The following is a 22,994-nucleotide window of genomic DNA, read 5'->3' on the forward strand; positions in this document are numbered from 1 at the left end:
CTGGGAACGCACGGTGTCCAGGCCATTGCGAAGGCTTGCGGCGTTTGATCAAGGGTTCTAGGCGTTTGGTGGCTGGGTCTGTCGGGACACTTCCCCCTGGTCCAGCCTGTATGGGAAAGGTGGTCGTCATGGGGCGCGAGGCGCGGTTGACGGTCAAGTGGCTGGTGGTTGGCCTGCTGATGGTGGCGACGCTGTTCGTTTACGCCGCGTCGGGCCCTGCCGTCCTAATGCCACACACCACCATGTCCCAACTCGCCACGGAACTCGACGATCCCACGGCGACCGTTGGCACCGTCAGCGATCACGAGCGGGGTGATGAGCAGGCTCTTTGCGACGGCCATCCGCCACTCAGCGACGGCCTCTGCTGCAGGGTGGCCCATTGCGCCACCCTGCACCCCAGCCTGCTGGCCGGCTCCGTCATGATCGTCATTCCTCGGCTTGGACGGGAGCGCCACACGCCGACCCTCGTCTCTCCGGAGGGCGTCGGCACCGTGCCCGCGCTCCGTCCTCCCCTCTGATCGCCTGATGCCACGAGTCCGTCCGCGCGCCTGACCTGAGTTTTGGCTTGGGAAGGGTGTCGGCCTCGGCTTTCGTGCTCTTCGGCCTGCTTCCGGCGCTCCATGGAGCCGTCCGGAACCCGAATCCGATGATGGAGACGATCATGACCCAGGACCATTCCTTTCATGCGCTGAAACCGCTGGCGCCCCCCCCTTGGTATCGAACCTGGGCCGGGCTGGCCGGGCTTGGGGCCGTCGCTTTAGCGGCGCTGTACCTGTCCCTTTTCCATGTCACCCGTGTGCTCGATGCGCTTCCCTTCCTGCTCTTGCTCCTGTGCCCGCTGATGCATGTCTTCATGCACGGTGGCCATGAGCATGGCGGACACGACGGAAACGGCGATGACGCCAACCGTCCAACCAAGGGTGACACGCCATGACGCCTTCGGCACGCACAAGCATCAAACCGGGAGCCGGGCCATCGCCGATGGCCCCGGTGAAGGCTTCAATCGTCGCCCCCACCACCGATCCGATGACCAGGGGGAAGGCGTCGCACCCGTCAACGCGGAGACGCACGATGAACACCAAGAAAACACTGGCGATAACCGCCGCACTCCTCTTCGGCGCGGTCGCCACCACGCAGGTTCGCGCCGAGGAAACCCTGAGGCTGGCTGAAGTGTCTCATCTGCACGGAATTGCCGTGGACCCGGCGGATCCGACGCGGCTGTACCTCGCCTCCCATTTCGGCGTGTACCGGACCAATCCCGACGACACCGCCACTCGGGTGTCCACCAACCGCAACGACTACATGGGTTTCACGCCGAACCCTGCACAGCCCGGCACTTTCTTCGCCAGCGGCCACCCGGAGAAGGGTGGAAACCTGGGGGTTCTCCTCTCGACGGACGGAGCGAGAACCTGGACACCGATCGCCTCGGGCGCCGGCGGTCCGGTGGACTTCCACGCCATGGACGTCAGCGCGGCCGACCCGACGGTGCTGTACGGCTATTACGGCAGCGTCCAGGTCAGCCGCGACGGTGGAACGCGCTGGGAGGTCACCGGCAAACCGCCCGCCGACCTGTTCGACCTCGCCGCCTCGGCCAAGGAGCCGAACACCGTTTATGCCGCCACACGCAGCGGCCTGACGGTGAGCCGCGACGCGGGCAGGACGTGGCAACCCGCATCCATCGTGCAACGCCCGGCGACCATGGTGGCGACGACCAAGGACGGCACCGCCTACGCCTTTCAGATCGGTGTTGGGTTGCTCAAGGCCACCGAGCCGAGCTTGGCGTGGCAACCGGTCAGCAACAGCTTTGGCGAGGCCGTCCTGCTGCATCTGGCGGTGGACCCGACCAACGCCGAGCGACTCTACGCCGTGACGGACAAAAGCGTGATCCTCGCCAGCCAGGACGGCGGGAAAAGCTGGAAGCCGTTCCGATCATGATGTCGAGGGCTGTTCCCATGGCTTGGGCATTGAGGATTGGTGCCGGTTTGGCGCTTGGGGCGGCCGTCGCAGGCGCGGTCCTGTGGCACGCCGGTGCGTCGGGTGGGGCTGATCCGAGCGACACGGCGCAGGTCGCCCGCGGGGCGGCGGTCTATGCCGAGGGTTGTGCGTCATGCCATGGCGCCCGCCTCGAGGGGCAACCGGAGTGGCGCCGCCGCAAGCCGGATGGTCGCATGCCCGCGCCGCCGCACGACGCCTCCGGGCACACGTGGCACCACCCCGACAGCGACCTCTTCGCGATAACGAAGCGGGGCATCGCCGCCTTCGCCCCGTCCGGCTACGAAAGCGACATGCCAAGCTTCGGCGATGTGCTGAGCGACGCCGAGATCTGGGCGGTCCTCGCCTTCATCAAGAGTTCCTGGCCTGAAGAAACCCGCAAACGCCACGCCGCCATGAGCGAGCGTGCTAAGAAATGAGGCACGACGATGAATGATCGGCATCACGGTCATGTCCATCCCGCCGGGGGCAGCCTCCATACCGAACACGATGATCGCGCTACGGTGAGGGACCCCGTCTGCGGCATGATGGTCGATCCCGAGCGGACCGCGCATCACGCCGAGCATGGCGGCCGGACCTTCCATTTCTGCTCGGCGCGTTGCCACGACACATTCGTCGCGGCCCCCGAGCCGTACCTGAAGCCGGCCGCCAAACCCGCTGAGCCGGAGCCGGCGGGGCAGGTCGTGCCGTCAAAGGGTGTGATCTACACCTGCCCGATGCACCCGCAAATCCGGCAGGAGGGTCCGGGAAATTGCCCGATCTGCGGGATGGCGCTGGAGCCGGTCACGGCCGGGATGGAAGGCGGGCCGAACCCGGAACTCATGGACATGACCCGGCGGTTCTGGATCGGCACCGTCTTGACCGTGCCGCTCATCCTTCTGGAACTGGGCGCCCATCTTCCGGGACTCGGACTTCATGCCCTGATCTCTCCCCAAATGTCCCTGTGGCTCCAGGTCTTCTTGGCGACGCCCGTGGTGCTGTGGGCGGGCTGGCCGTTGCTGGAGCGCGGCTGGCGGTCATTTGCCAACCGCAGTCTGAACATGTTCAGCCTGATCGCGCTCGGCGTTGGTGTTGCGTACGGCTTCAGCTTGGTCGCGACGTTCCTGCCCGGCCTCTTCCCCGCGGGGTTCCGGAACGCCGAGGGTTTGGTCGCGGTCTACTACGAAGCCGCGGCGGTCATCACCGTGTTGGTGCTGCTCGGACAGGTTCTCGAGCTTCGCGCCCGTGAGCAGACCGGCGGCGCCATCCGCGCCTTGCTGAACCTTGCACCCAAGACCGCGCGCCGTGTCCGGGACGGCGAGGACGACGAAGACATCCCCTTGGACCAGGTTCACGTCGGAGACCGGCTCCGCCTCCGGCCCGGTGACGGCGTTCCGGTCGACGGCGAAGTGCTGGAGGGTCACAGCAGTGTGGACGAATCCATGGTCACCGGCGAGTCCATGCCCGTGGAGAAGGAAACGGGCGCCAAGGTGATCGGCGGCACCGTGAACCAGACCGGCGCGCTGGTCATGCGGGCGGACAAGGTCGGCGCGGACACCATGCTGTCGCGGATCGTGACCATGGTGGCCGAGGCCCAGCGCAGCCGGGCGCCGATCCAACGCATGGCCGACGTGGTTTCCGGCTATTTCGTCCCGGCCGTCATCGGTGTGGCGGTGTTCGCATTCCTTGGCTGGATGATCTGGGGGCCACCGCCCGCCTTTGCCTACGCGCTGATTGCCGCCGTGTCGGTGCTCATCATCGCCTGCCCCTGCGCGCTGGGGTTGGCGACCCCGATGTCCATCATGGTCAGCGTCGGCAAGGGGGCCACGGCCGGCGTCCTCATCAAGGACGCGGCGTCCCTGGAGCGGTTCGAGACGGTGGACACGCTGGTTGTCGACAAGACCGGGACTCTCACCGAGGGCAAGCCCCGGGTGACCGCCGTGGTCCCGGCGCCGGGAGTGGACGAGGCGACCCTGCTGTCGTTGGCGGCAAGCCTGGAGCGGTCGAGTGAGCATCCTCTGGCCGCCGCCATCGTCGCCTCCGCCAAGGAGCGCGGTCTGCCGATGCAGGACGTCTCCAATTTCAATTCCCTCACCGGCAAGGGGGTGGTCGGCGAGGTGGGCGGCCGCGCGGTGTCCCTCGGCAACGCCGCGATGATGCGGAACCAGGGCATCGATCTCGGGGAACTGGAGGCGCGCGCGGACGAACTGCGGCGCGAGGGTGCCACGGCGCTGTACGCCGCGGTGGACGGCGGGCCCGGTGGAATCATCGCGGTCGCCGATCCGATCAAGGCGAGCACGCCGCAGGCGTTGGAGACGCTGCGGGCCGACGGCGTGCGCATCGTGATGCTGACCGGCGACAACCGGACCACCGCCGAGGCGGTGGCGCGCCGTCTGGGCATCGGCGAGATCGAGGCGGAGGTTCTGCCCGAGGACAAGAACCAGGTGGTGAAGCGGTTGAAGGCGCAGGGCCGCGTGGTGGCGATGGCCGGTGACGGTGTGAACGATGCCCCGGCGCTCGCCGAGGCCGACGTCGGCGTCGCCATGGGCACCGGAACGGAGGTGGCGATCCAGAGCGCGGGCGTCACCTTGGTCAAGGGCGATCTGGCGGGCATTGCGCGGGCGCGGACGCTCAGCCGGGCGACCATGCGGAACATCCGACAGAACCTCTTTCTGGCGTTTGTTTACAACGCGCTGGGGGTGCCGGTCGCGGCGGGCGTGTTCTATCCCCTGTTCGGCTGGACCTTGTCGCCGATCATCGCCGCCGCGGCGATGGCCTTGAGTTCGGTGTCCGTGGTCGGCAACGCCTTGCGGTTGAGGCAACTGCGCCTTTAGCGGCGGGTGTCACGCCCCACCGGATGGAGCGGTGATGCGCGTCCGGCGCCATGGCGGTTCCGCCGGGACCAGCACCGCTCTGGCGTCGGCCCTGTGTCGTTTCAGCCCACGTCACACTGGATGAGGGTCGATTCCGACTCGATAGAGATATCCTCCCTCTGCTTTTGCAGCCTCAAAAGAACGTCTCAAACATGTATAGTGGGTGTCGGCGCAGACGGGGGATGACAGGTGCCGCTTCGTAACGGAGTGACCGTTCATGAGGTTCACGTCTGCGTTGCACGTCATCCTGATGGTCCTCGCGTTCGCGCCGGCTTCGGCGCGCGCGATCGAAGGCGGTCGCGCGGCGCCGAACGGAGCGGCGTTTGCAGCCAGCACGGTCGCCCTCTACAACCATGGAACCTCCGAACTCTGCAGCGGCGTCATCATCACGACGACAGCCGTTTTGACCGCGGCACACTGCGCGACCGCGGACGACACGATACGCGTGCTGTTCGACGTGCCGGCACGCGGTCGGGCCGGACAGGACATGGCGCGACCGGTTCTGCGGTCCATCCCCTATCCAGGCTGGATCGCCCGGCGGCAAGCGCCGGTCGATCGTGGCGATTTGGCGCTGCTCCTTTTGGCCGCTCCCGTTCCCGCCTCCTACCGGCCAGCCGTGCTGTTGGATAGGACGGCCGGCACCGGCAGCGGTCTTGTTGGGCCGGGCCAAGGGTTCCACGGCATTCTGGCGGGATATGGAAGCGCGACCTGGTCGGTCGCGTCGGGGGCGGGACACTTGCGCCACCTCGACCTGGAGGCCGAGCTCTGGACATGGGGAAAGACGGAGTTTCTGCTGGAAACCAAGGACGGCAGCGGATGCGATGGGGATTCAGGGGCCCCGCTTTACTTGCACATCCCCTCGGGAGGTCTGGCCGTGTTGGCGATCATCAGCCGCAGCCTGTTGAGTTACGGACCTCGTGTCTGCTCCCATCGACTGGGGATGACCGATCTGACGCCGTACCGGCAATGGATCGATGAAGTGCTCGGTATGCACGGCTCCGGATTCGCCACGTGGCTGGAACCACCCCGATCGTCCAAGCCGTCGTCGCCGATCTTGAGCGGAGCCGATCTGGGATAGCGGTCCCGTCACGCGGCCTTTCGTTCAAACCGGTACACCGCGCAGCCCAACTCCGGAGGCAGCACCAGACGGCTCAGTTCCAAGTCGTGGGTCACGGTGAAATTGGTCTGCCGGCGGTAATCGCGCCAATTGCCCGACGCGAAGTCATACCGGCTGCCGATGACAAGATAGAGCTCGACCTGGTTGGCTTCGAAGACGAACCGCTCGAAAGCGTTGTTGGCCGGGGGCCACGAGCACAAGACCACCTTGGTCTTGTGCATCCGCAGCGCCGCACGAGCATCCAGTTTGGTGACGCTGTCGGGGTATGTCACGGAGGAATGCCAACTGTGGTTGTCCGTCGCGATGATCGACACGCCGGCGTCCTGCAGGAATCGGGTCAAGGTGCCGTCTCCGGCGGCGATTTCCAGGCAGGGACGCGAGCCGATCAGCCCCGCCAGCCGCGTTATGAGCTCTTTGGAATAGAAACAATAGATGCCTTTGGGCTCCACCAGAGGCATGAGCATGTCCCGTTGCCGGATCATCGCCCATATCAATCGGAACCAAAACATCGACACCGGTTTTCGCTGAAATCCGTCAAGGAACAACAGATTGCCCATCAAAAATTGATCAATCCGTCCCAGCTTCGGCGATTTCATATTTTTCCCGGCGAAGCGTGATAAATCTTTAATGACCAACGCAGCCATTCTGACTTGCGCAAAGCGCGATAAATGACTTTCATAGTCCAGATCGTTGGGGCGACTCTGGCCGAGTACTACGATCAGCGCTTGATGATGTTCTATGGTACGCTTGGTGAATTCCGCCAAATCCTGCGGTTTTCCGCGTTCGAGAATGTCGCTGATCCTGTGCTGCACGATGCGCCAGTCACGCGGGAACGACGTGCGCAAGTCCTCCAACGTCCGGGCCTGACGCAGGCGGATCAGTTTCTTCTCGCTGGGTGTCATGATCGAGGCCCTTTCCTTCAAAACGATCGCGTGACGCCGATCGGGTCGTTCACGCTTTGCTTGACAGGCAGATCACGGGCATGCCGATGGTCGAACAGGGGATGGGAAGACGACCAGTCTGTACCCGGGGTTTGGGCACGGCGTGAAGGGCCGTGCGGGAGCGGGCTGGGCGAATACAACACCCAGCCCGCGAAGGCTTAGAACCAGAAGCGAACGCCGGTGACGAACGACACCGCGCTTGCGTCCTCGCCGTGCCGCCGCGTGATGTCGGCGGTCTCGCCGAGCTTGCGCTCCCAATTGACCCCGATGTACGGCGCGAACTCCCGCGCCACCTCGTAGCGCAGCCGCAAGCCGAGCTCGATGTCGGTGATGCCGCGACCGAGATCGAGCTCCCGGACCCGCCGCGCCGACACATTCATCTCGGCGACCGGCTGGAGGATCAGACGCTGCGTGATGAGCAGGTCGTACTCGGCCTCGAGCCGGGCGCTCAGGGCGCCGTCCTCACTCAGAAAAGCCTGAGCGTTGACGTCGAAGAAATAGGGTGCCAACCCCTGAAAGCCGGCAACGGCGTAGGTTGTCTGCGGCTGGGGCCGCACGTCGTGACGCACACCGACCTGGACGTCCCAGAACTCCGACACCAAGCGGCTGTACAGAAGCTGGAACTCGGCCTTCTCGGCTCCCCCCTCGACCGGCTTGCTGCCTTTCGCGTTGAGCCAGAGCTTGTCGGTGTCGCCACCGATGAACCCCTTGAGGTCCCAGTCGAGCGTGTTTTCACCGTCCTTCCAGCGGTGCTCGAGGCGGTCGACCAGCAGGGTCGACAGGATCGCCGGTTCCTCGTGGAACTGTTGGGCGTGGGACGGGTCGGCCGCGTTGGCCGCGGTCGCCGTCACCGCCAGCGTGAGGGCCCCGGCCAGGAGCAGAGCCTGTCTCAGGCCCGATGTGATCATGCGCATGCGTCGCTTCCTGTCAGAGGCTGGCCGTGCGGCGCTCGACGATGAACCGCGTCATCATGCCCGAGGCCATGTGGTAAAGCAGATGGCAGTGGAACGGCCATTCCCCGGGCTCGTTCGCGGTCAACTGCACCGAGGTCGTCTGTCCCGGAGGAACGAGAACGACGTGCTTCTTGGGCAAGCGGTCCTTCTGACCGTTTTCGAGCTCCACGAACATCCCATGCAGATGCATGGGGTGGGCCATCATGGTCTCGTTCACGAAGCGGATGCGGATGCGGTCGCCGTACGCCACTCGGATCGGCGTGCCCTGGTCGAACTTCGCGCCGTTCAGGGTCCAGATGTAGCGGGACATCATGCCCGTCAGCCGCACGACGATTTCCTGGGTGGGCTCGCGAAGGTCGCGGGTCTTCGAGAAGGCTTTCAGATCCGCGTAGGACAGCGCCTTGGTGCCTGGCGGGGTCGCGGCGTCCGCCCAGCCAAGCGCCCGATCCGAGGCCTTGGCCATCCCTTGATCCATACCGGCCATGGCGCCATGGTTCATGCCCGGCATGGCACTGTGGTCCATGCCGGGCATCGATCCGGTGCCCATGCCCATCATGGCGCTGTGATCCATCCCTTTCATCGATCCGTGGTCCATGCCCGCCATCGATCCGTGGTCCATCCCCGCCATGGAGCCGTGGTCCATGCCCATGTCGGCCATGGTCAGAACCGTGCGCGGGCGGCGAGCGGGAATGTCGCCCGACATCCCTTCGCGGGGAGCGAGCGTCGCCCGGGCGAAGCCGGTGCGGTCGATCGGCTCGGCGAAGAGGGTGAAGGCCTTGTCCTCCTGCGGCAGGACGAGGACATCGTAGGTCTCGCCGACGCCGAAGCGGAACTCGTCGACCTTCACCGGCACCACGTTTTGCCCGTCGGCCGCCACCACCGTCATGGGCAAGCCCGGAATGCGGAGGTCGAAGATCGTCATCGCCGAGGCGTTGATGATGCGGAGCCGGACGCGCTCTCCCGGCTTGAAGAGCGCCGTCCAGTTGTCCTGTGGTCCCTTGCCGTTGACCAGGAAGCTGTAGCCGGTCACGTCGGCCAGATCGGTCGGCTCCATCAGCATGTCGCCCCAGTCGAGGCGATTGCGCAGGGTGGCGTCGAAGCCATCCCGCTCGGCGTCACGGAAGAAGTCGGACAGGGTCCGCTTGGAACGATTGTAATACCCCTCGCTCACGCTTCCGAGCTTGAGCTTCCGGAGCACCGCGTCGGGCCGCTCCGGCGTGTGGTCGGACAGCACCACGACATAGTCGCGATCGGCCCGGACGGGATCGCGCTCGGCCGGTTCGATGACGATGGCGCCGTACATGCCCTCCTGTTCCTGGCCGGCGGAGTGGCTGTGGTACCAGTAGGTGCCCGCTTGGCGCAGCTGGAAGCGGTAGGTGTAGGTCTCGCCCGGCATGATCGGCTGGTAGCCGTTGAAGCCGGGCGCGCCGTCCATGACGCCGTGCAGCAGCAGGCCATGCCAGTGGATCGAGGTCGGCTCGTCCAGCCTGTTGGTCACATGGATCACCACCTCCTGCCCTTCGCGCCAACGGAGCGTCGGGGCCGGGATGGAACCGCCGATGGCGATGCCGCGGCTGGCGGCGCCGTCGACCGTCAGGCGGGTGCGCTCGATCGCCAGATCAAGCGTCTGATGCGCCGTCGCGAAGGCGCGGCGCTCGGGATAGAGAGTCACGACGCCCGCAAGCCCTGCCAATCCGGCGAGCTTGAGGGCATCGCGGCGGGAAAGCCCGCGCGATGCCGTGTTCATGGCGTCCTCCGTCAGCGGGTGAAGGCGACCTTGCCGACCATGCCGGACTCGTAATGCCCCGGCATGTTGCAGGCGAACTCCAGGGCGGTCTCCGTGGTGAACTTCCAGGTCAGCTCCTTGGTTTCGCCCGGTCCAACGAGCACGCTGTTGGGGTCATCGTGCTTCATTCCGGCCATGCCCATCTTGGAATGGTCCATGCCGCTCATGCTCGTGTTGATGCCCGTCGGCGTCAGCATGCCGTGCTCGACCATCATCGCCATCTCCTTCTGATGGGCGGCATGCATGCTAGCGGTGCCGATGTTGAACTCGTGCAGGAAGTCGCCCTTGTTCTTGAGAACGAAGCGAACCGTTTCACCCGCCTTCACCGAAAGCGATTCCGGCTTGTAATAGTTGTCACCCAGCTCAACCTGCACGACCCGCTTGGCCGCGGAGGCCTTCGCCGGTTCGCCAATGGCGGCGTGCCCGTGGCCGGGTTCGCCCGCGCCGGCAAAGGCGAGGCCCGGGAGGGACAGCAAAGCCACGCCAGCCATCAGGGAGGCGGTGGTCAGGGTACGGGGGCTGAAACGCATGGAAGGGTCCTTTGGTTTTGTGGAAGACAAACAAGGGCACACCGAGGACGGACGCGGCGCGATCGGCCGGTCGCAGTGGTGTGCGGTGGTGGAGGGAGGCAACGGGCGAGGCGCCGCGGTGACGACGGGACGAGGGCATTCCTCGGCGGGGTGAGGGCCGGATGCGAGGTCCACGACCCACGCGCTGGAAGCGAATGCCCTACGCGCGAGGCGCGTTTGGGCACGCGGAGGGCCGTGGTCTCGCGATCCCAGTTCTTACCTCATCGGCGACGAGCCCGGACAGCCCAGCTCCGCGTGGGCTCGCGGCTCCGGGCGGCAGGCCATGGCCTTCGGAGGCCGCTGGGGCGGCGAGATCGACCGGCCGTCGTGGCAGGCGTCGATCACCATGGCGGTACGGGCGCGGGCCCAGGCGGCCGATGTCATGGGAAGCCGGCTCGGTCCAGGCACCAGCATGGAGCATGCGACCATGCCGCAGTTGGCGTGCGACGTACCGGCGCTTTCGGCGCGGTCGTCGTCCGGGTCACGCTGGTCCACGCCATCGTCATCGGGAAGGGCATCCGCAGCGAAATCGGGCGCGGCCTCGGCGGAAGCACCCGCCATGGCAGCAACCGAGCCGGTCATGGCGGCGACCGGGGCCACGAGCAGGGCGCCTCCGGCCCAAGCCAGCAGCATGCCGAGCAGAGCGGCCGCGATGAAGCCCGCGCCGCGCAGGCCCCGCTGTGGTCCAACGCTCATTCGTGGAGCGCCGCCCGACCGGCGCGACAGTGGAACGGTCGGCGTTGCGCGGTCTCGTCCGCCGGGCCCATGTTGGCCCCCGGCCCCTCGAGCGGACGGACGCGTCGTCGCATCCGCGACGACCTCGAGGGTGCGCTCCGGTTCGCCGTGGGACGGCGGGCGCGCGGCGCCAGCGATCGTACGGGAAGCGCGACCACGCCATGGAAGAGGCCGATCCATGGCGGTCATGCCGCACCCCTTCGCAGGTTGTGCGGCAAGGAGTCTTCGCCGACCGCGCCTGCGGTGTCGGCCGCTGCGGGCTCGTTCTGACCAGCCAGGAACCGGCGGATGTCGTCGTAGCGCACCCGAACATCGTCCATGGTCTGATAGTATCCGAGAAGTTCACGCAGCGGCGCCGACATGTCCTTGTGAGCGGCGAGAACCGCGACCAGCGCTCCCAGGGAAAGCCGTTCCTCGATGACCAAATACCCACCAATGCTGTAGAAGAAGAACGGGGTGAGGTGAGTGATGAAGTTGTTCAGGCTTTTGATGAAGAATTTGCGCCGGTAGATCTCCAGCCGGATGGTTTGTGCCCGTCTGAGGGACCGTGAGACAGCGAGAACAGGATGCGGGTCTTGGCTGCGCGGGTCGGCGTCGGCCACGGCAACCCCAAAGGCGCGCATCTCGCGTGACCGCTGGCGCGCCAGGGCGCTGACCCGACGCTGCAGGCGGGGAATCAGGGCGATCTGAATCGGGACCAGCGTCATGGCGGCGGCGCCGAGCACCGGGTTTTGGAGCACCATGAACACCAGGATGGTCAGAAAGGTGCCGCCTTCGAAAGCCGGCGTCAGAAAGGCTTCGCCGGCGAAGCCGGCGATCGGATCGACCTCCTGGACCAGCACGGGAATGATCTGCGCGGGCGCGCATGGCTTTGCGCCCCGCGACCAAGCCTGGAAGACGGCAAAGCGCATCCGGCGCGTCATGCCTTCCGCCAAATGGCCTTTGACGAGATTGATGCCGTATTTGACGCCGCCGCTCGCCAGAACCGCCGCGAGATAAAGCGCGCACAGCGCAAAGAGCAACTCGTAGGAGGCCATTGCCACCCCGAGCACCGAAACCGCCTCGGCCTCCGTGCTCAAAGCCCGGTTGATGATCTGCTTCGGCAGTTCAAGAACCGCGTAGAGCAGGGGCAAGGACGCCAACGCACCCATGAGCAGGATGAGCTGCTGGCGGCGCGTGTGTTTGAGGATGTAGCCGAACAGGTTCGCTGGGAGCGGGCTGCGCAGGTCCGCAGACGGTGCCGCCGGCCGGCCGGCCAGACGCCGACGCGCCAAGCCGACCGCCCAAACCAACAGCAAGGCAAGAAACGCGACCGGCATCGCCACCAGGACGACGTGGACAACGAAATGCATCCACCAGTGCGAGCTGGGGAACACACTGGTGATGATCCAGTCACTCAGTTGATGGATGCGGTCTTGCAGGATGGCCGCGTTCATTCGTCACCCGCTGTGTGGTGCGCGGCCGTCCGGGCGGCGGCCAGCACGGGCTGACGCCTGCGGTCAGACGCGTGCGCGTCCCATGAAGGCATCCGCCGCAGCGGACCGGTCGCGACGACTCCGACGGCCGGTCCCTTGGGGCGACCCGAGTGAATCAAAGAGGGGGCGGGCACGCTTCTCGCCATCGCTGTCCACGCCGTTCGCTGCGGTGAAACCAATGCTTCGCCATCGCATCGTATCGTTGCGTCGCAAAGCTTGGTTGCGATTAAAGCGTCCGTGTGTTGCCGTTGTAGGACGCGAATGTAACAAATTGTTGCGAGGCTTTACGGGGGAGTGACGCGTCCTCTTCTTCTACCGGCGCAACGATGGTGGTGATGGTCTGTGGCCTTCACGCGTCGCCAGTTATTCCAAATGGTCGCTTCGGCCTTGGGGCCGCGCCAAAATCCCGTTGAGATTGCGGTAACCGTGAGCGGCATGTACGATATAGCGAGTCGCTGTTCGTTCCGGAGCCCTTATGACCGCGCTCTTCGCCTTCGCCAACCAGGACACGGCGTTCATCGCCGGAGACAGCCTCCGGGCTGATCCGCTCGGGCTTTTTCCGCCGGCAACGGTGACCAAAATCCACGTCTGGAGTGATGCGGTGCTGTTCGGGCAAGCCGGTTCTTCCCGTTTGGGCGCGCTCATCGCTGCCATGCTGGCGTCCCGGAGCACGGTTTCGGCCGACGCCACCGGCCTCGTCGCCGCGTTCCAGGCCTTGCGCGACGCCCATCACCAAGCGGCGCTGACCGCCAACCGGAAGATCGCCGCGTTGTGCCAAGGGACGTTGCTGGTTGCCGCGGCGGCAAACGTCCACGTCTCGGCGCAGCTGTTCACCTTGAATTTCGCGACCGGCGCGCAGCAGGCGCTTCCGGGCCCCGTCGCGGCGTACGGCACCGACCCGACCCTGTTCTCCAGCAGCGCGTCGAAGCATCATGGCGCGTTGGTCGCGGCGGCATCGGGAGGTCTGGCGCTGGATCAATGGGCGGCGCTGTGCATGGCCGATGCCATCGCAGCCCACCCGGGACTCGTGGGATGGCCGTCCGACCTGATCATCGCCAAAGGCAACGCCGCGGGTGGACGAACCGTGACGATCGACCGGATGGCCGCTCCCGATGAGGCCGCGCGCCCGGCGTTTGCGCTCTGACGCGCGCACCCACTCCCTGGCCCGCCTCGGCGTCCTCTGAAGCGTATGCGGTGGCGCCGCTCAGTGGTCCGCCCAAGGCAGGGCGATGGTGACGCGCAGGCCGCCGTCCGGGTGGTTGGCGAGGGCGACGTCGCCGCCATGCGCCCGGATGGTCCCGCGCGCGATGGTCAGGCCGAGCCCGAAGCCGCCGGTTTCCCGGGAACGGGAACGTTCCACGCGGTAGAAGGGGTGGAACACCTTTTCCATCTCGGCCTCCGGTATCCCGGGTCCCTCGTCGGCCACCTCGACGTGGATCTTGCCGTTGCCCGTCGACAGGGTGACGCGCGCCCGTGCCCCGTATTTGACCGCGTTGTCGATCAGGTTCAGAAAGGCGCGCTTGAGCATCGCCGGACGGCAGCGCATCGGAACGTGGCGCGCCCCTGTATACTCCGCGTGGCACCCGGAATCGGTCAAGGTGTCGCAGATCGTCGCCAGCGTCACTGCCAGATCGATCACCTCGGTCTCTTCCTGCACACCGTCGTCGCGCAGAAAGGCCAGTGTTGCCGAAATCATCGTTTCCATGTCGGTGATCTCGCTCAGCATCTTGGCGTGCTGCTCGTCGTCCTCGACGAACTCGGCCCGCAGCCGCAGGATGGTGAGTGGCGTTCGCAGATCATGGGACAGCGCCGCGAACATCTGCGTGCGGTCGGTCAACAGCCGCTGGATGCGCTTTTGCATCTCGTTGAAGGCGTGCGCCGCCTGGCGCACCTCGCTGGGGCCGGTCTCGGGCAGCGGTGGAGCGGTGACGTCGATGCCGAGGCGTTCGGCCGCTCGAGCCATGGCGCGCAGCGGCGCAGTCGCCGAGCGGATGAGAAGGATGGACAGACCGGCCACCGCCAGAGCCATCAGCCCGGTCGACAGCAGCAGGCCATGCGGGGTGCTCGGCGGCTGCTCGGCCAGAATGTAACGCAGGTTGAGCCAACTCCCGTCCGGCAGCTGCGCGGAGACCAGCAGCATGTGACCGCCGTCGCCCGGATGATCGGGGTCGGCGGCGAAGGCGAGGTGGAGGGGATGGTCGCGCTGGTCCGGCGTGGCCTCGCGCAGGCGGTCGAGCAGCGCGGCGAGCTGGGGGTCCGTGACGTCGGTGGCCATTGCGAGCGGGGTGTGGCTCCAGTGCACATCGAGCCGACGGCCGGACAGCAGTTGCGCGGTCCGTTCGCGCTCGTCCGGCCCCGCCTTCAGGACGGCGGCCCGCACCGTCGCGATCCGTTCCGCCGCCTCGTGCTCGATCGAACTGCCGAACTGGGTCAGGAGATCGATGCGATAGGCGCCGATGCTGGCCAGGTGGGACAGCGTCAGTCCGGCCATCATCACGGCGATGGTGCGCGCCGCCATGCTGTCAGGAACCAAACGCAGGCGCATCACAGCCGCTCCACCGTCGCGGCAAACACATAGCCGGCGCCGCGCACGGTCTTGATCATGCCCTGTTCGGTGTCCGTCTCGATCTTGCGGCGCAGCCGGCTCACCTGGACGTCGATCGTTCGGTCGAACGCCGAGGCCGCCCGGCTGCGGGTGATGTCGAGCAGGTGGTCGCGCGTGAGCACACGTTGCGGGTTTTCCACGAAGGCGAGGAGCAGGTCATATTCGCCGGTCGTCAGCTCGACCAGCGCCCCGTCGGGCGAGCGCAGTTCGCGGCGCACCAGATCCAACCGCCAGTCGGCGAAGCGCAGAATGCGTCCACCGCTGTTCGGCGGGTCGAACGGATCGCCCGGTGCGCTGGTGCGGCGCAGAACCGCTTTGATGCGCGCCAGCAGTTCCCGTGGGTTGAAGGGTTTGGCGACGTAATCGTCGGCTCCCATCTCCAGGCCGACGATACGATCGGTTTCCTCACCCATGGCCGTCAGCATGATGATGGGCACGGCCGACGCCGACCGTAACTCCCGGCACAGCTTCAGGCCGTCATCCCCCGGCAACATCAGGTCGAGAACGACGAGATCCACCGGACCGTTGCGCAGGCATTCCCGCATCTCGTAGCCGTCGCGGGCGGTGGTGACCTTGAAGTCGTGCATGCGCAGGAACCGGCCCAGCAGGTCGCGGATCTCCTTGTTGTCGTCGACGACCAAGATGTGATGAACGCTCATGGCACTCAAACGGGCTTGGGGGCAGTCGGGAACGCCACGGACGTGGGTGACGCGAGGATGGCGTTGGAACCAAGGCAGGTAAACGGGAAAATGAAGGTGCGGGAAGCCTGTTACAATTTGAAATGTAGCGGAGCGGCGGCGATCCCTGGCTTTGGATGCATCCGGTCCCGGGGCTTGGTGAGCGGTGTTTCTTGATCCTTGCACCGGCCTGAGCCTGGCGGACACGGCAGCAGGGGCGCGGTCATCTGGTGGGAGATGGGACTCATACCGCGCCTTTCCAGTCCGTGACGCCGTGAGGGGATGCGTTGCGGTTTGGAAGCGATGCGTGCCCAGGCATCGCCTCCGAGCAGGGCGTCAGCGCAAGCAGACTTCCATAAGCGTGCCGCGACCGACACGAACACGGATGTGGCGGATTGCCGCAGGCTTGCCGGCGGCCTCCCACAATCGTCCCTGTGGCTTTGAGAGGCCGGCGAACACACTGCCGTGATTTCAAGGGCTTGATCAGCGCATCCTTGCAAAGGTGGCCATGTCCATGGAGGTGGATTTGGGGCTGTCATACTCTGTTACAAACCGACCTCATCTCTGCAACACGACCATGTGTACACCGAGGCGATCAGGAAAACCCCTTCCGCGCCTGTGGAAATCCGGAGCGTGAAGCGGGGAGCCGTCCACGGAGACAAGCCATGGTCACACCGCGCCGTCTCGTTCTGGCCGCTTTGGGTGAAGGGCTGCTTGCGCGCGGCGGTGCCGCGCCCGCTCAAGCGCGCATCGACGCGGAAGCAAAGCCCGCGCTTGCGCACCGCATCCCCGACGTCCTCAAGACGACGGACTGCCACGGACACGACGCCGGCACGCACACGCGGATGTCGGTGCGCGCCAAGCTCCAAGCGCTCGCTCGGCCATCGGGAGGCCCAGGAGTGGATGCGGCCCTTGCACCGCCGGCGCGCGTGGCGAGGGCCTGAAGGCGGCCGCGTCGGTGCCGCACCGCCTCACCGACGCCCCCGGTGCCCCTGGGACGACCGTCCACAGAGTGCCGAAGGCGGCTACCCCATACGCCCCCGCCATACCCTCCCAGTCGACGGCCGGGGCATCCTTGCGAACGAGACGACGCTTGCCTGGGCTCGCCGTCGTGCGTGGACGGGCAGTCAGGGATTTGGACATGACGAAACGATGGTCGCGACGCTGTTTGCGCGCGGCAACGATGGCCGCCATCCTGGTTCTGACCGGCACGGCGGCCAGGGCGGCGGGAACCGACGCTGAGATCAGCCGCTTGATCGAGACCGCTCGGCGCATGAATCCGGAAGCTCAGGTCAGGGCGCTGGAGGCCGATGCGACCGCCAGCCGGGTCGAGGCGGCGGGCGCGTTGGACGACCCGAAGTTCAAGACCGAGCTGATGATCCCGCGCTCCATGCCCGGCTACCTGCCAGGGCGGCGCGCCGGGGAGGAACTGTACCAAATCCGCCAGATGCTGCCGCTTTGGGGAAAACGTGAACTCAAGCGCGGCATCGCGGAATGGGACAGCCGCAAGGCGCGCGCCTTGCAAGCGGAGGTCGAAAATCAGATCAGTTACCGGGTCAAGGTCGCCTACGCGGAGTATCACGCCGCCCACCTGGCGGTGGACGAAACCCGCGGACTGCTTGGCACCATGGGTCGTTTGGCGGACTTGGCGCGCATCCGCTATGCCCAAGGCCCGGGCAAGCAGCAGGACGTCACCGGAGCCACGGCCGAGCGCGGAACACTGATGGCGGAGGTGGCGCGCATGGAGGCCGACCGCCGGCGGGCGCAGGTGCGCCTCAACGGCCTGCTCGCCCGCGCGCCGGACACGCCGCTGCCATCGAAGCCGCAGCCGCGCGCGGTGCCGGCCGTCGAAACGCTGTCGGTCGCGGCGTTGCTGGAGCGGGCGATGCTTGACTCTCCGGTCATCCGCGCCCAGCAGGCACAGATCCAGTCGGCGGACACGTCGCGCCAGCTCGTCGACCGCAATTGGTATCCGGACTTGGAACTGGGTGTGGGTGCGGTTCGCCGCGACGGGCGGTTTGAAGCGTACCAAGCCATGATCGAGTTCAACATCCCGCTGCAGATCGACCGCCGTCGGGCGGAGCGGCGCGAGGCGGCCGCCATGACCGGCTCGGCGCGCGCCAAGCTCGACCAGGTTCGCTTGGAGGTGACGAGCGAGCTTCACGAGGCGCACGCCATGCTCGGCGCGCTCCGGGAGCGCAAGCGCATCCTCCGCGAGGTCACGCTGCCACAGGCGCGGGTCGCGGTGGAGTCCGCCATGCGCGGTTACGAGCTCGCGCGCGAGGAGGTGTCCAGCGTGCTGCTGGCGCAGCAAACCCTGCGCCGTGCCATCGTCGAGAGCGTAACCGTGACGTTCGAGGAGCAGGTTCGGCTCGCCGAAATCGAGCGATTGATCGGAGGTGAGCTATGAGCCGCATCGTGGGTCTTCTTGCTGTGCTGCTGACTGGTTCGCTGGCTGTGGAAGGTGCGGCCCTGGCTCAGTCGGGCCACACGGGGCACGGCGCGTCGGTTGCCCAGCCGGCACCGGCGGACGCCGCGGGTCAGCGTCGCATCCTGTATTACCGCAACCCAATGGGTCTTCCCGACACCTCGCCGGTGCCGAAGAAGGATCCGATGGGCATGGACTATGTCGCTGTCTACGAAGGCGAGGAGATCGGGGCGGGCGTCGTGACGATCAGCCCCGAGAAGGTGCAGAAGCTGGGAGTGCGCACCGAGCCGGTCGGTCGCCGCACGCTGGCCCGCCAAGTTCGCGCCGTCGGCACGGTTCAGGTGGACGAACGCCGGCTGTACGTGGTCGCTCCGAAGTTCGAGGCCTGGATCGAAAAGCTGCATGTCGACACCACCGGCGCCACGGTCCGCAGGGGCCAGCCGCTCATGGAGGTGTACAGCCCGGAGTTGGTGCTGGCGCAGCAGGAGTATCTGGTGGCGCGCCGGGCCGGCGCCTCCGATGGGCTTGCCGAAGCCTCGCTCCAGCGTCTGCGCAACCTCGATGTTCCGGAGGAGGACATCGAGCGGCTGCGCAAAACCGGCAAGGCGTCGCGCACGCTCGTTTACCGGGCTGCCGCCGATGGCGTGGTGCTGGAGAAGGCGGCGGTAAAGGGCATGCGTTTCACGCCGGGCGAGCCCCTCTACCGCATCGCCGACCTGTCGCAGGTCTGGCTCATCGCCGACGTGTTCGAACAGGATTTGGGGCAGGTGCAACTGGGGCACGACATCGAGGCCGTGGTGAACGCGCTGCCCGGCCGGGTCTTCTCCGGCACCATCAGCTTCATCTACCCGACGCTCACCGCCGAGAGCCGGACCGGCAAGGTCCGGATCGATCTGGCGAACCCGGATGGGTTGCTGAAGCCGAACCTGTACGCCACCGTCAATCTGCACAACGAGGTCGTGCGCGAGCCGGCGGTGGTGGTGCCGGAATCGGCGCTGCTCGACACCGGGCGGCGGCAGGTGGTCCTCGTCGAGACGGGGGAAGGACGCTACGAGCCGCGTGAGGTGAAAACCGGCGCGCGCGCCGATGGCTACGTGCAGATCTCCGCCGGGCTGGAGGGGGGCGAGCGCGTGGTCGTGCGCGCCAATTTCCTGATCGATTCCGAAAGCAACCTCCGTGCGGCGCTCAGCGGCTTCGGCGGCGGCCAGCACCAGCATCAGTAGCGCACCGGGAGACAGGCATCATGATCGCCGCCGTAATCCGCTGGTCCGCCCGCAACGTCGCCCTGGTCCTGCTCGGCACGCTGTTCCTCGTCGGGGGCGGCGTCTATTCGGTCTCGCGCATCCCGCTGGACGCGCTGCCGGACCTCTCCGACGTTCAGGTCATTCTCTACACCGACTATCCCGGCCAGGCGCCGCAGGTCGTCGAGGATCAGGTCACCTACCCGTTGACCACCGCCATGCTGAGCGTGCCGAAATCGAAGGTGGTCCGTGGCTTCTCCTTCTTCGGGGCGTCCTTCGTCTACATCATCTTCGAGGACGGCACCGACCTCTATTGGGCGCGTTCGCGCGTTCTGGAGTATTTGAACTTCGCGGCCAAGCGGCTGCCCAATGGGGTCACCCCGACGCTGGGGCCGGACGCCACCGGGGTCGGCTGGGTCTATCAGTATGTGGTGCTCGCCAAGGACCGCACCCTGGCCGAGCTGCGCACGCTTCAGGACTGGTATCTGCGCTACCAGTTGACCAAGGCAGAGGGCGTGGCCGAGGTGGCGAGCGTCGGCGGCTTCGTCCAGCAGTATCAGGTGGTGGTCGATCCGCAGAAGCTGCAGGCCTACGGCGTGCCGCTGGCCAGGGTCGCCCAGGCGATCCGGACGAGCAACCAGGATGTCGGCGGCCGGGTCATCGAGATGGCCGAGACCGAGTATGTGGTGCGCGGGCGCGGCTATCTGCGCGGGACGCAGGACATCGAGGGGATCGTCCTCAAGGTGGACCGCGGCACCCCCATTCTGCTGCGCGACGTCGCCCGCGTCGGCATCGGTCCGGACGAACGCCGGGGTATCACCGAGTTGAACGGCGAAGGGGAGGTGGTCAGCGGCATCGCGCTCCAGCGCTCCGGCCAGAACGCGCTGGACGTCATCCGCAACGTCAAGAGCAAGCTTGCCGAACTGTCGGCCGGCCTGCCGGAGGGGGTCAGCGTCGAGAGCGTCTACGACCGTTCCGAGCTGATCCTGCGGGCGGTGGAGAACCTCAAGGGCACGCTGATCGAGGAAAGCGTCATCGTCGCGCTCGTGTGCATCGTCTTCCTGCTGCATGTGCGCAGCGCCCTGGTGGCCATCGTCACGCTGCCGGTCGGCGTGCTCATCGCCGTCATGGTCATGGACTGGATGGGCATGACCTCGAACATCATGAGTCTCGGCGGCATCGCCATCGCCGTCGGCGCCATGGTGGACGCCTCCATCGTCATGATCGAGAACGCCCACAAGCACCTGGAGCACGCTCCGCCCGGAGCCTCCCGCGCGCGGGTGCTGATCGACGCGGCGGTCGAGGTCGGGCCGGCGCTGTTCTTCAGTCTGCTGGTCATCACGGTGTCGTTTCTGCCGGTCTTCACGCTGGAGGCCCAGGAGGGCCGGCTGTTCAAGCCGCTGGCCTTCACCAAGACCTTCGCCATGGCCGGCGCGGCGTTCCTGTCGATCACGCTGGTGCCGGTGCTGATGCTGCTGTTCGTGCGCGGCCGCATCATCCCGGAGCGCAAGAACCCGGTGAACCGGTTCCTGATCTGGGCGTACCGGCCGCTCATCCGGCTGGTGCTGCGCACCAAGGTCCTGACGATCCTGATCGCGGCCGGCGTGCTGGGCTGGTCGGTGGTCCCGGCCAGCAAGCTGGGCAGCGAATTCATGCCGGCGCTCAACGAGGGCACGCTGCTCTACATGCCCAGCACGCTGCCCGGCCTGTCGATCACCAAGGCGGCCGAACTGCTCCAGATGCAGGACCGCATCATCAAGAGCTTTCCCGAGGTGGCGTCGGTGTACGGCAAGGCCGGCCGCGCGGCGACCGCCACCGATCCGGCGCCCACCGAGATGTTCGAGACGGTCATCAATCTCAAGCCGCAGACGGAATGGCGTGCCGGCATGACCTTCGAGACGCTGCTGGCGGAGATGGACACCGCCCTCCAGCTTCCCGGCGTCTCGAACGCGTGGACGATGCCGCTCAAGGCACGCACCGACATGCTGTCCACCGGCATCCGCACGCCCATCGGCATCAAGGTCTTTGGCAAGGACCTGGAGGAGATGGAACGGCTGGCCCGGGAGATCGAAAGCGTCGTCAAGCAGGTTCCCGGAACCACCAGCGCCTACGCCGAGCGCATCGTCGGCGGCTACTATCTGGAGATCGACCCGAACCGTGAACAGCTGGCGCGTTACGGCCTGACCGTCGGCGACCTGCAGGACGTCATCCTGACGGCGATGGGCGGCGAGACGGTGACGACGACGGTCGAGGGGCGCGAACGCTTCTCGGTCAACGTCCGCTACCCGCGCGCTCTGCGCAGCGATCCCGAGGCCATCGCCACCCGCATCCTGCTGCACCCGGAGATGGGCGGGGCGGTGCCGCTCGGCCAGCTCGCCTCGGTCCGGCTGACCAAGGGGCCGTCCACGGTGCGCACCGAAAACTCGCTGCTGTCCGCTTACATCTACGTGGACATCCGCGATCGCGACCTCGGCGGTTACGTCGCCGACGCCCGCAAGGCCGTGCAGGAGCAGGTGAAGATGCCGGCCGGCTACTACGTCACCTGGAGCGGCCAGTTCGAGTACATGGAGCGCGCCAAGGAAAAACTGAAGATCGTCGTGCCGGTGACGATCGCGATCATCGTCCTGCTCATGTACATGAATTTCCGCCGTATCACCGAGACCTTGATCGTTATGCTGTCGCTGCCGTTCGCGCTGGTCGGTGGCGTCTGGTACATGGCGCTTCTGGGTTTCAACCTCAGCGTCGCCGTGGCGGTCGGCTTCATCGCCCTGGCCGGAGTCGCCGCCGAGACCGGGGTCGTGATGCTGATCTATCTCGATCACGCCTTGGAGGCGATGAAGCGCAAGCGCGCCGCGGAAGGACGCGTCCTGACGAAGGCCGACCTCTACGACGCGATCATGGAGGGCGCGGTGGAGCGCGTGCGGCCCAAGATGATGACCGTGGTGGCCATCATGGCCGGCCTGCTGCCGATCATGTGGAGCACCGGCACCGGCTCGGAGGTGATGCAGCGCATCGCCGTGCCGATGATCGGCGGCATGATCTCCTCGACCGTGCTCACCCTGCTCGTCATCCCGGCCATCTACGCCCTGGTCAAGACGCGGGAGGTGGGGCGCCCTGCCCCCACGCCCCGGCCTCCCCATCACGACCTCACCCCATCGCACCTGGAAACGGAAGGAGCCGATCGATGCGTCGTTCCCTCACCCTGATCGCCGCTGTCAGCCTCGCCGCCGGCCTTGTCTCCGCGGCTCAGGCGCAAATGCACAACCATGGCTCGGCGCCGGCGCCCGTGCAGACGGCGGCGGAGCGTTCCACCAGCACCACCGGCACGGTCAACGGCGTCGACGCCAGGAAGCGCGTCATCAACCTGACGCACGGCCCGATTCCCGCGCTCGGCTGGCCGGCGATGACGATGGCTTTCGGGGTGGCCATGTCGGTCGATCTCGGTGCCGTGAAGCCGGGGGACACGGTGGTCTTCACGGTCGGCAAGGATGCCAGAGGCACCTATCTGGTCGATTCGATGAAGCCAGCCCGATAGGTGCTCCACAGGCCCGACATCCTGCGACTTCCGCTCCGGTCTGGAGCTGCCTGTCGTTCGCCGTGGATGCTTGCCTCCTGATCACCGG

General features: G+C 66.5%; 20 protein-coding genes. 12 read left to right on the plus strand and 8 right to left on the minus strand.

Translation table 11 applies throughout. The annotated features are described in order from the left end of the window. The first annotated feature begins 128 nt into the window (after positions 1–128). The 6 genes from JN22_RS29555 to JN22_RS29580 all read left to right on the plus strand — a co-directional run bounded on the left by JN22_RS29555 (position 129) and on the right by JN22_RS29580 (position 5,922). The gene (locus JN22_RS29555) at positions 129–518 is read left to right on the plus strand and encodes a hypothetical protein (RefSeq protein WP_085557499.1); all 390 of its coding nucleotides are present in this window, start codon (positions 129–131) and stop codon (positions 516–518) included. Between the two features lie 128 nt (positions 519–646). Continuing rightward, entirely contained in the window at positions 647–934 is a 288-nt protein-coding gene (locus JN22_RS29560; RefSeq protein WP_223677968.1) for a DUF2933 domain-containing protein, read from the plus strand. Positions 935–1,071: 137 nt separating this feature from the next. After that, complete coding sequence (locus tag JN22_RS29565; protein ID WP_085557500.1) at positions 1,072–1,935, plus strand: F510_1955 family glycosylhydrolase; 864 nt, start codon at positions 1,072–1,074, stop codon at positions 1,933–1,935. Positions 1,936–1,952: 17 nt separating this feature from the next. Beyond that, on the plus strand, positions 1,953–2,411 hold the full coding sequence (locus JN22_RS29570; RefSeq protein WP_143268765.1) for a c-type cytochrome: 459 nt from the start codon (positions 1,953–1,955) through the stop codon (positions 2,409–2,411). Positions 2,412–2,420: 9 nt separating this feature from the next. Then, positions 2,421–4,805: a heavy metal translocating P-type ATPase gene (locus tag JN22_RS29575; RefSeq protein ID WP_085557501.1), complete on the plus strand. Its 2,385-nt coding sequence runs from the start codon at positions 2,421–2,423 to the stop codon at positions 4,803–4,805. 256 nt (positions 4,806–5,061) lie between these two features. Continuing rightward, complete coding sequence (locus tag JN22_RS29580) at positions 5,062–5,922, plus strand: trypsin-like serine protease (RefSeq protein ID WP_085557502.1); 861 nt, start codon at positions 5,062–5,064, stop codon at positions 5,920–5,922. 8 nt (positions 5,923–5,930) lie between these two features. Here the strand turns inward: JN22_RS29580 and JN22_RS29585 are convergent, their stop codons facing one another. The 6 genes from JN22_RS29585 to JN22_RS29610 all read right to left on the minus strand — a co-directional run bounded on the left by JN22_RS29585 (position 5,931) and on the right by JN22_RS29610 (position 12,381). Further along, on the minus strand, positions 5,931–6,863 hold the full coding sequence (locus JN22_RS29585; RefSeq protein ID WP_143268772.1) for an SAM-dependent methyltransferase: 933 nt from the start codon (positions 6,861–6,863) through the stop codon (positions 5,931–5,933). A 197-nt stretch (positions 6,864–7,060) separates the two neighbouring features. Next, positions 7,061–7,816: a copper resistance protein B gene (locus JN22_RS29590; protein WP_085557504.1), complete on the minus strand. Its 756-nt coding sequence runs from the start codon at positions 7,814–7,816 to the stop codon at positions 7,061–7,063. Between the two features lie 13 nt (positions 7,817–7,829). Then, positions 7,830–9,602, minus strand: a complete 1,773-nt coding sequence (locus JN22_RS29595) for a copper resistance system multicopper oxidase (protein ID WP_085557505.1) — start codon at positions 9,600–9,602, stop codon at positions 7,830–7,832. 11 nt (positions 9,603–9,613) lie between these two features. Next, positions 9,614–10,171 (minus strand): cupredoxin domain-containing protein, encoded by a 558-nt coding sequence (locus tag JN22_RS29600; RefSeq protein WP_085557506.1) that lies wholly within the window; start codon positions 10,169–10,171, stop codon positions 9,614–9,616. 255 nt (positions 10,172–10,426) lie between these two features. After that, positions 10,427–10,906: a hypothetical protein gene (locus tag JN22_RS29605; RefSeq protein ID WP_085557507.1), complete on the minus strand. Its 480-nt coding sequence runs from the start codon at positions 10,904–10,906 to the stop codon at positions 10,427–10,429. Between the two features lie 224 nt (positions 10,907–11,130). After that, positions 11,131–12,381, minus strand: a complete 1,251-nt coding sequence (locus JN22_RS29610) for an ABC transporter ATP-binding protein (RefSeq protein ID WP_085557508.1) — start codon at positions 12,379–12,381, stop codon at positions 11,131–11,133. Between the two features lie 514 nt (positions 12,382–12,895). Between JN22_RS29610 and JN22_RS29615 the strand changes: the two genes are divergently transcribed. Beyond that, positions 12,896–13,564: a hypothetical protein gene (locus JN22_RS29615; RefSeq protein ID WP_085557509.1), complete on the plus strand. Its 669-nt coding sequence runs from the start codon at positions 12,896–12,898 to the stop codon at positions 13,562–13,564. Positions 13,565–13,624: 60 nt separating this feature from the next. On the opposite strand, the gene JN22_RS29620 is transcribed toward JN22_RS29615, so the two are convergent. Together JN22_RS29620 and JN22_RS29625 are read right to left on the minus strand one after the other, a co-directional pair. Further along, entirely contained in the window at positions 13,625–14,938 is a 1,314-nt protein-coding gene (locus tag JN22_RS29620) for an ATP-binding protein (RefSeq protein ID WP_223677969.1), read from the minus strand. 26 nt (positions 14,939–14,964) lie between these two features. Continuing rightward, positions 14,965–15,684 carry a response regulator gene (locus JN22_RS29625; RefSeq protein ID WP_085557510.1) on the minus strand — a complete coding sequence of 240 codons (720 nt, stop codon included), beginning with the start codon at positions 15,682–15,684 and terminating at the stop codon, positions 14,965–14,967. A gap of 683 nt (positions 15,685–16,367) precedes the next feature. Between JN22_RS29625 and JN22_RS29630 the strand changes: the two genes are divergently transcribed. The 5 genes from JN22_RS29630 to JN22_RS29650 all read left to right on the plus strand — a co-directional run bounded on the left by JN22_RS29630 (position 16,368) and on the right by JN22_RS29650 (position 22,906). After that, on the plus strand, positions 16,368–16,646 hold the full coding sequence (locus tag JN22_RS29630) for a hypothetical protein (RefSeq protein WP_143268778.1): 279 nt from the start codon (positions 16,368–16,370) through the stop codon (positions 16,644–16,646). 239 nt (positions 16,647–16,885) lie between these two features. Then, entirely contained in the window at positions 16,886–18,112 is a 1,227-nt protein-coding gene (locus tag JN22_RS29635; protein WP_211099711.1) for a TolC family protein, read from the plus strand. After that, entirely contained in the window at positions 18,109–19,353 is a 1,245-nt protein-coding gene (locus tag JN22_RS29640; protein ID WP_085557512.1) for an efflux RND transporter periplasmic adaptor subunit, read from the plus strand. The genes JN22_RS29635 and JN22_RS29640 overlap by 4 nt, the downstream gene beginning before the upstream one ends. 20 nt (positions 19,354–19,373) lie before the next feature. Then, positions 19,374–22,577, plus strand: a complete 3,204-nt coding sequence (locus JN22_RS29645) for an efflux RND transporter permease subunit (protein WP_085557513.1) — start codon at positions 19,374–19,376, stop codon at positions 22,575–22,577. Next, complete coding sequence (locus tag JN22_RS29650) at positions 22,556–22,906, plus strand: copper-binding protein (protein WP_085557514.1); 351 nt, start codon at positions 22,556–22,558, stop codon at positions 22,904–22,906. Before JN22_RS29645 ends, JN22_RS29650 begins: the two co-directional genes overlap by 22 nt. Positions 22,907–22,994: the final 88 nt, after the last annotated feature.

This window comes from Azospirillum agricola (genome assembly GCF_020005195.1).
Classification (GTDB): Bacteria; Pseudomonadota; Alphaproteobacteria; order Azospirillales; family Azospirillaceae; genus Azospirillum; species Azospirillum agricola.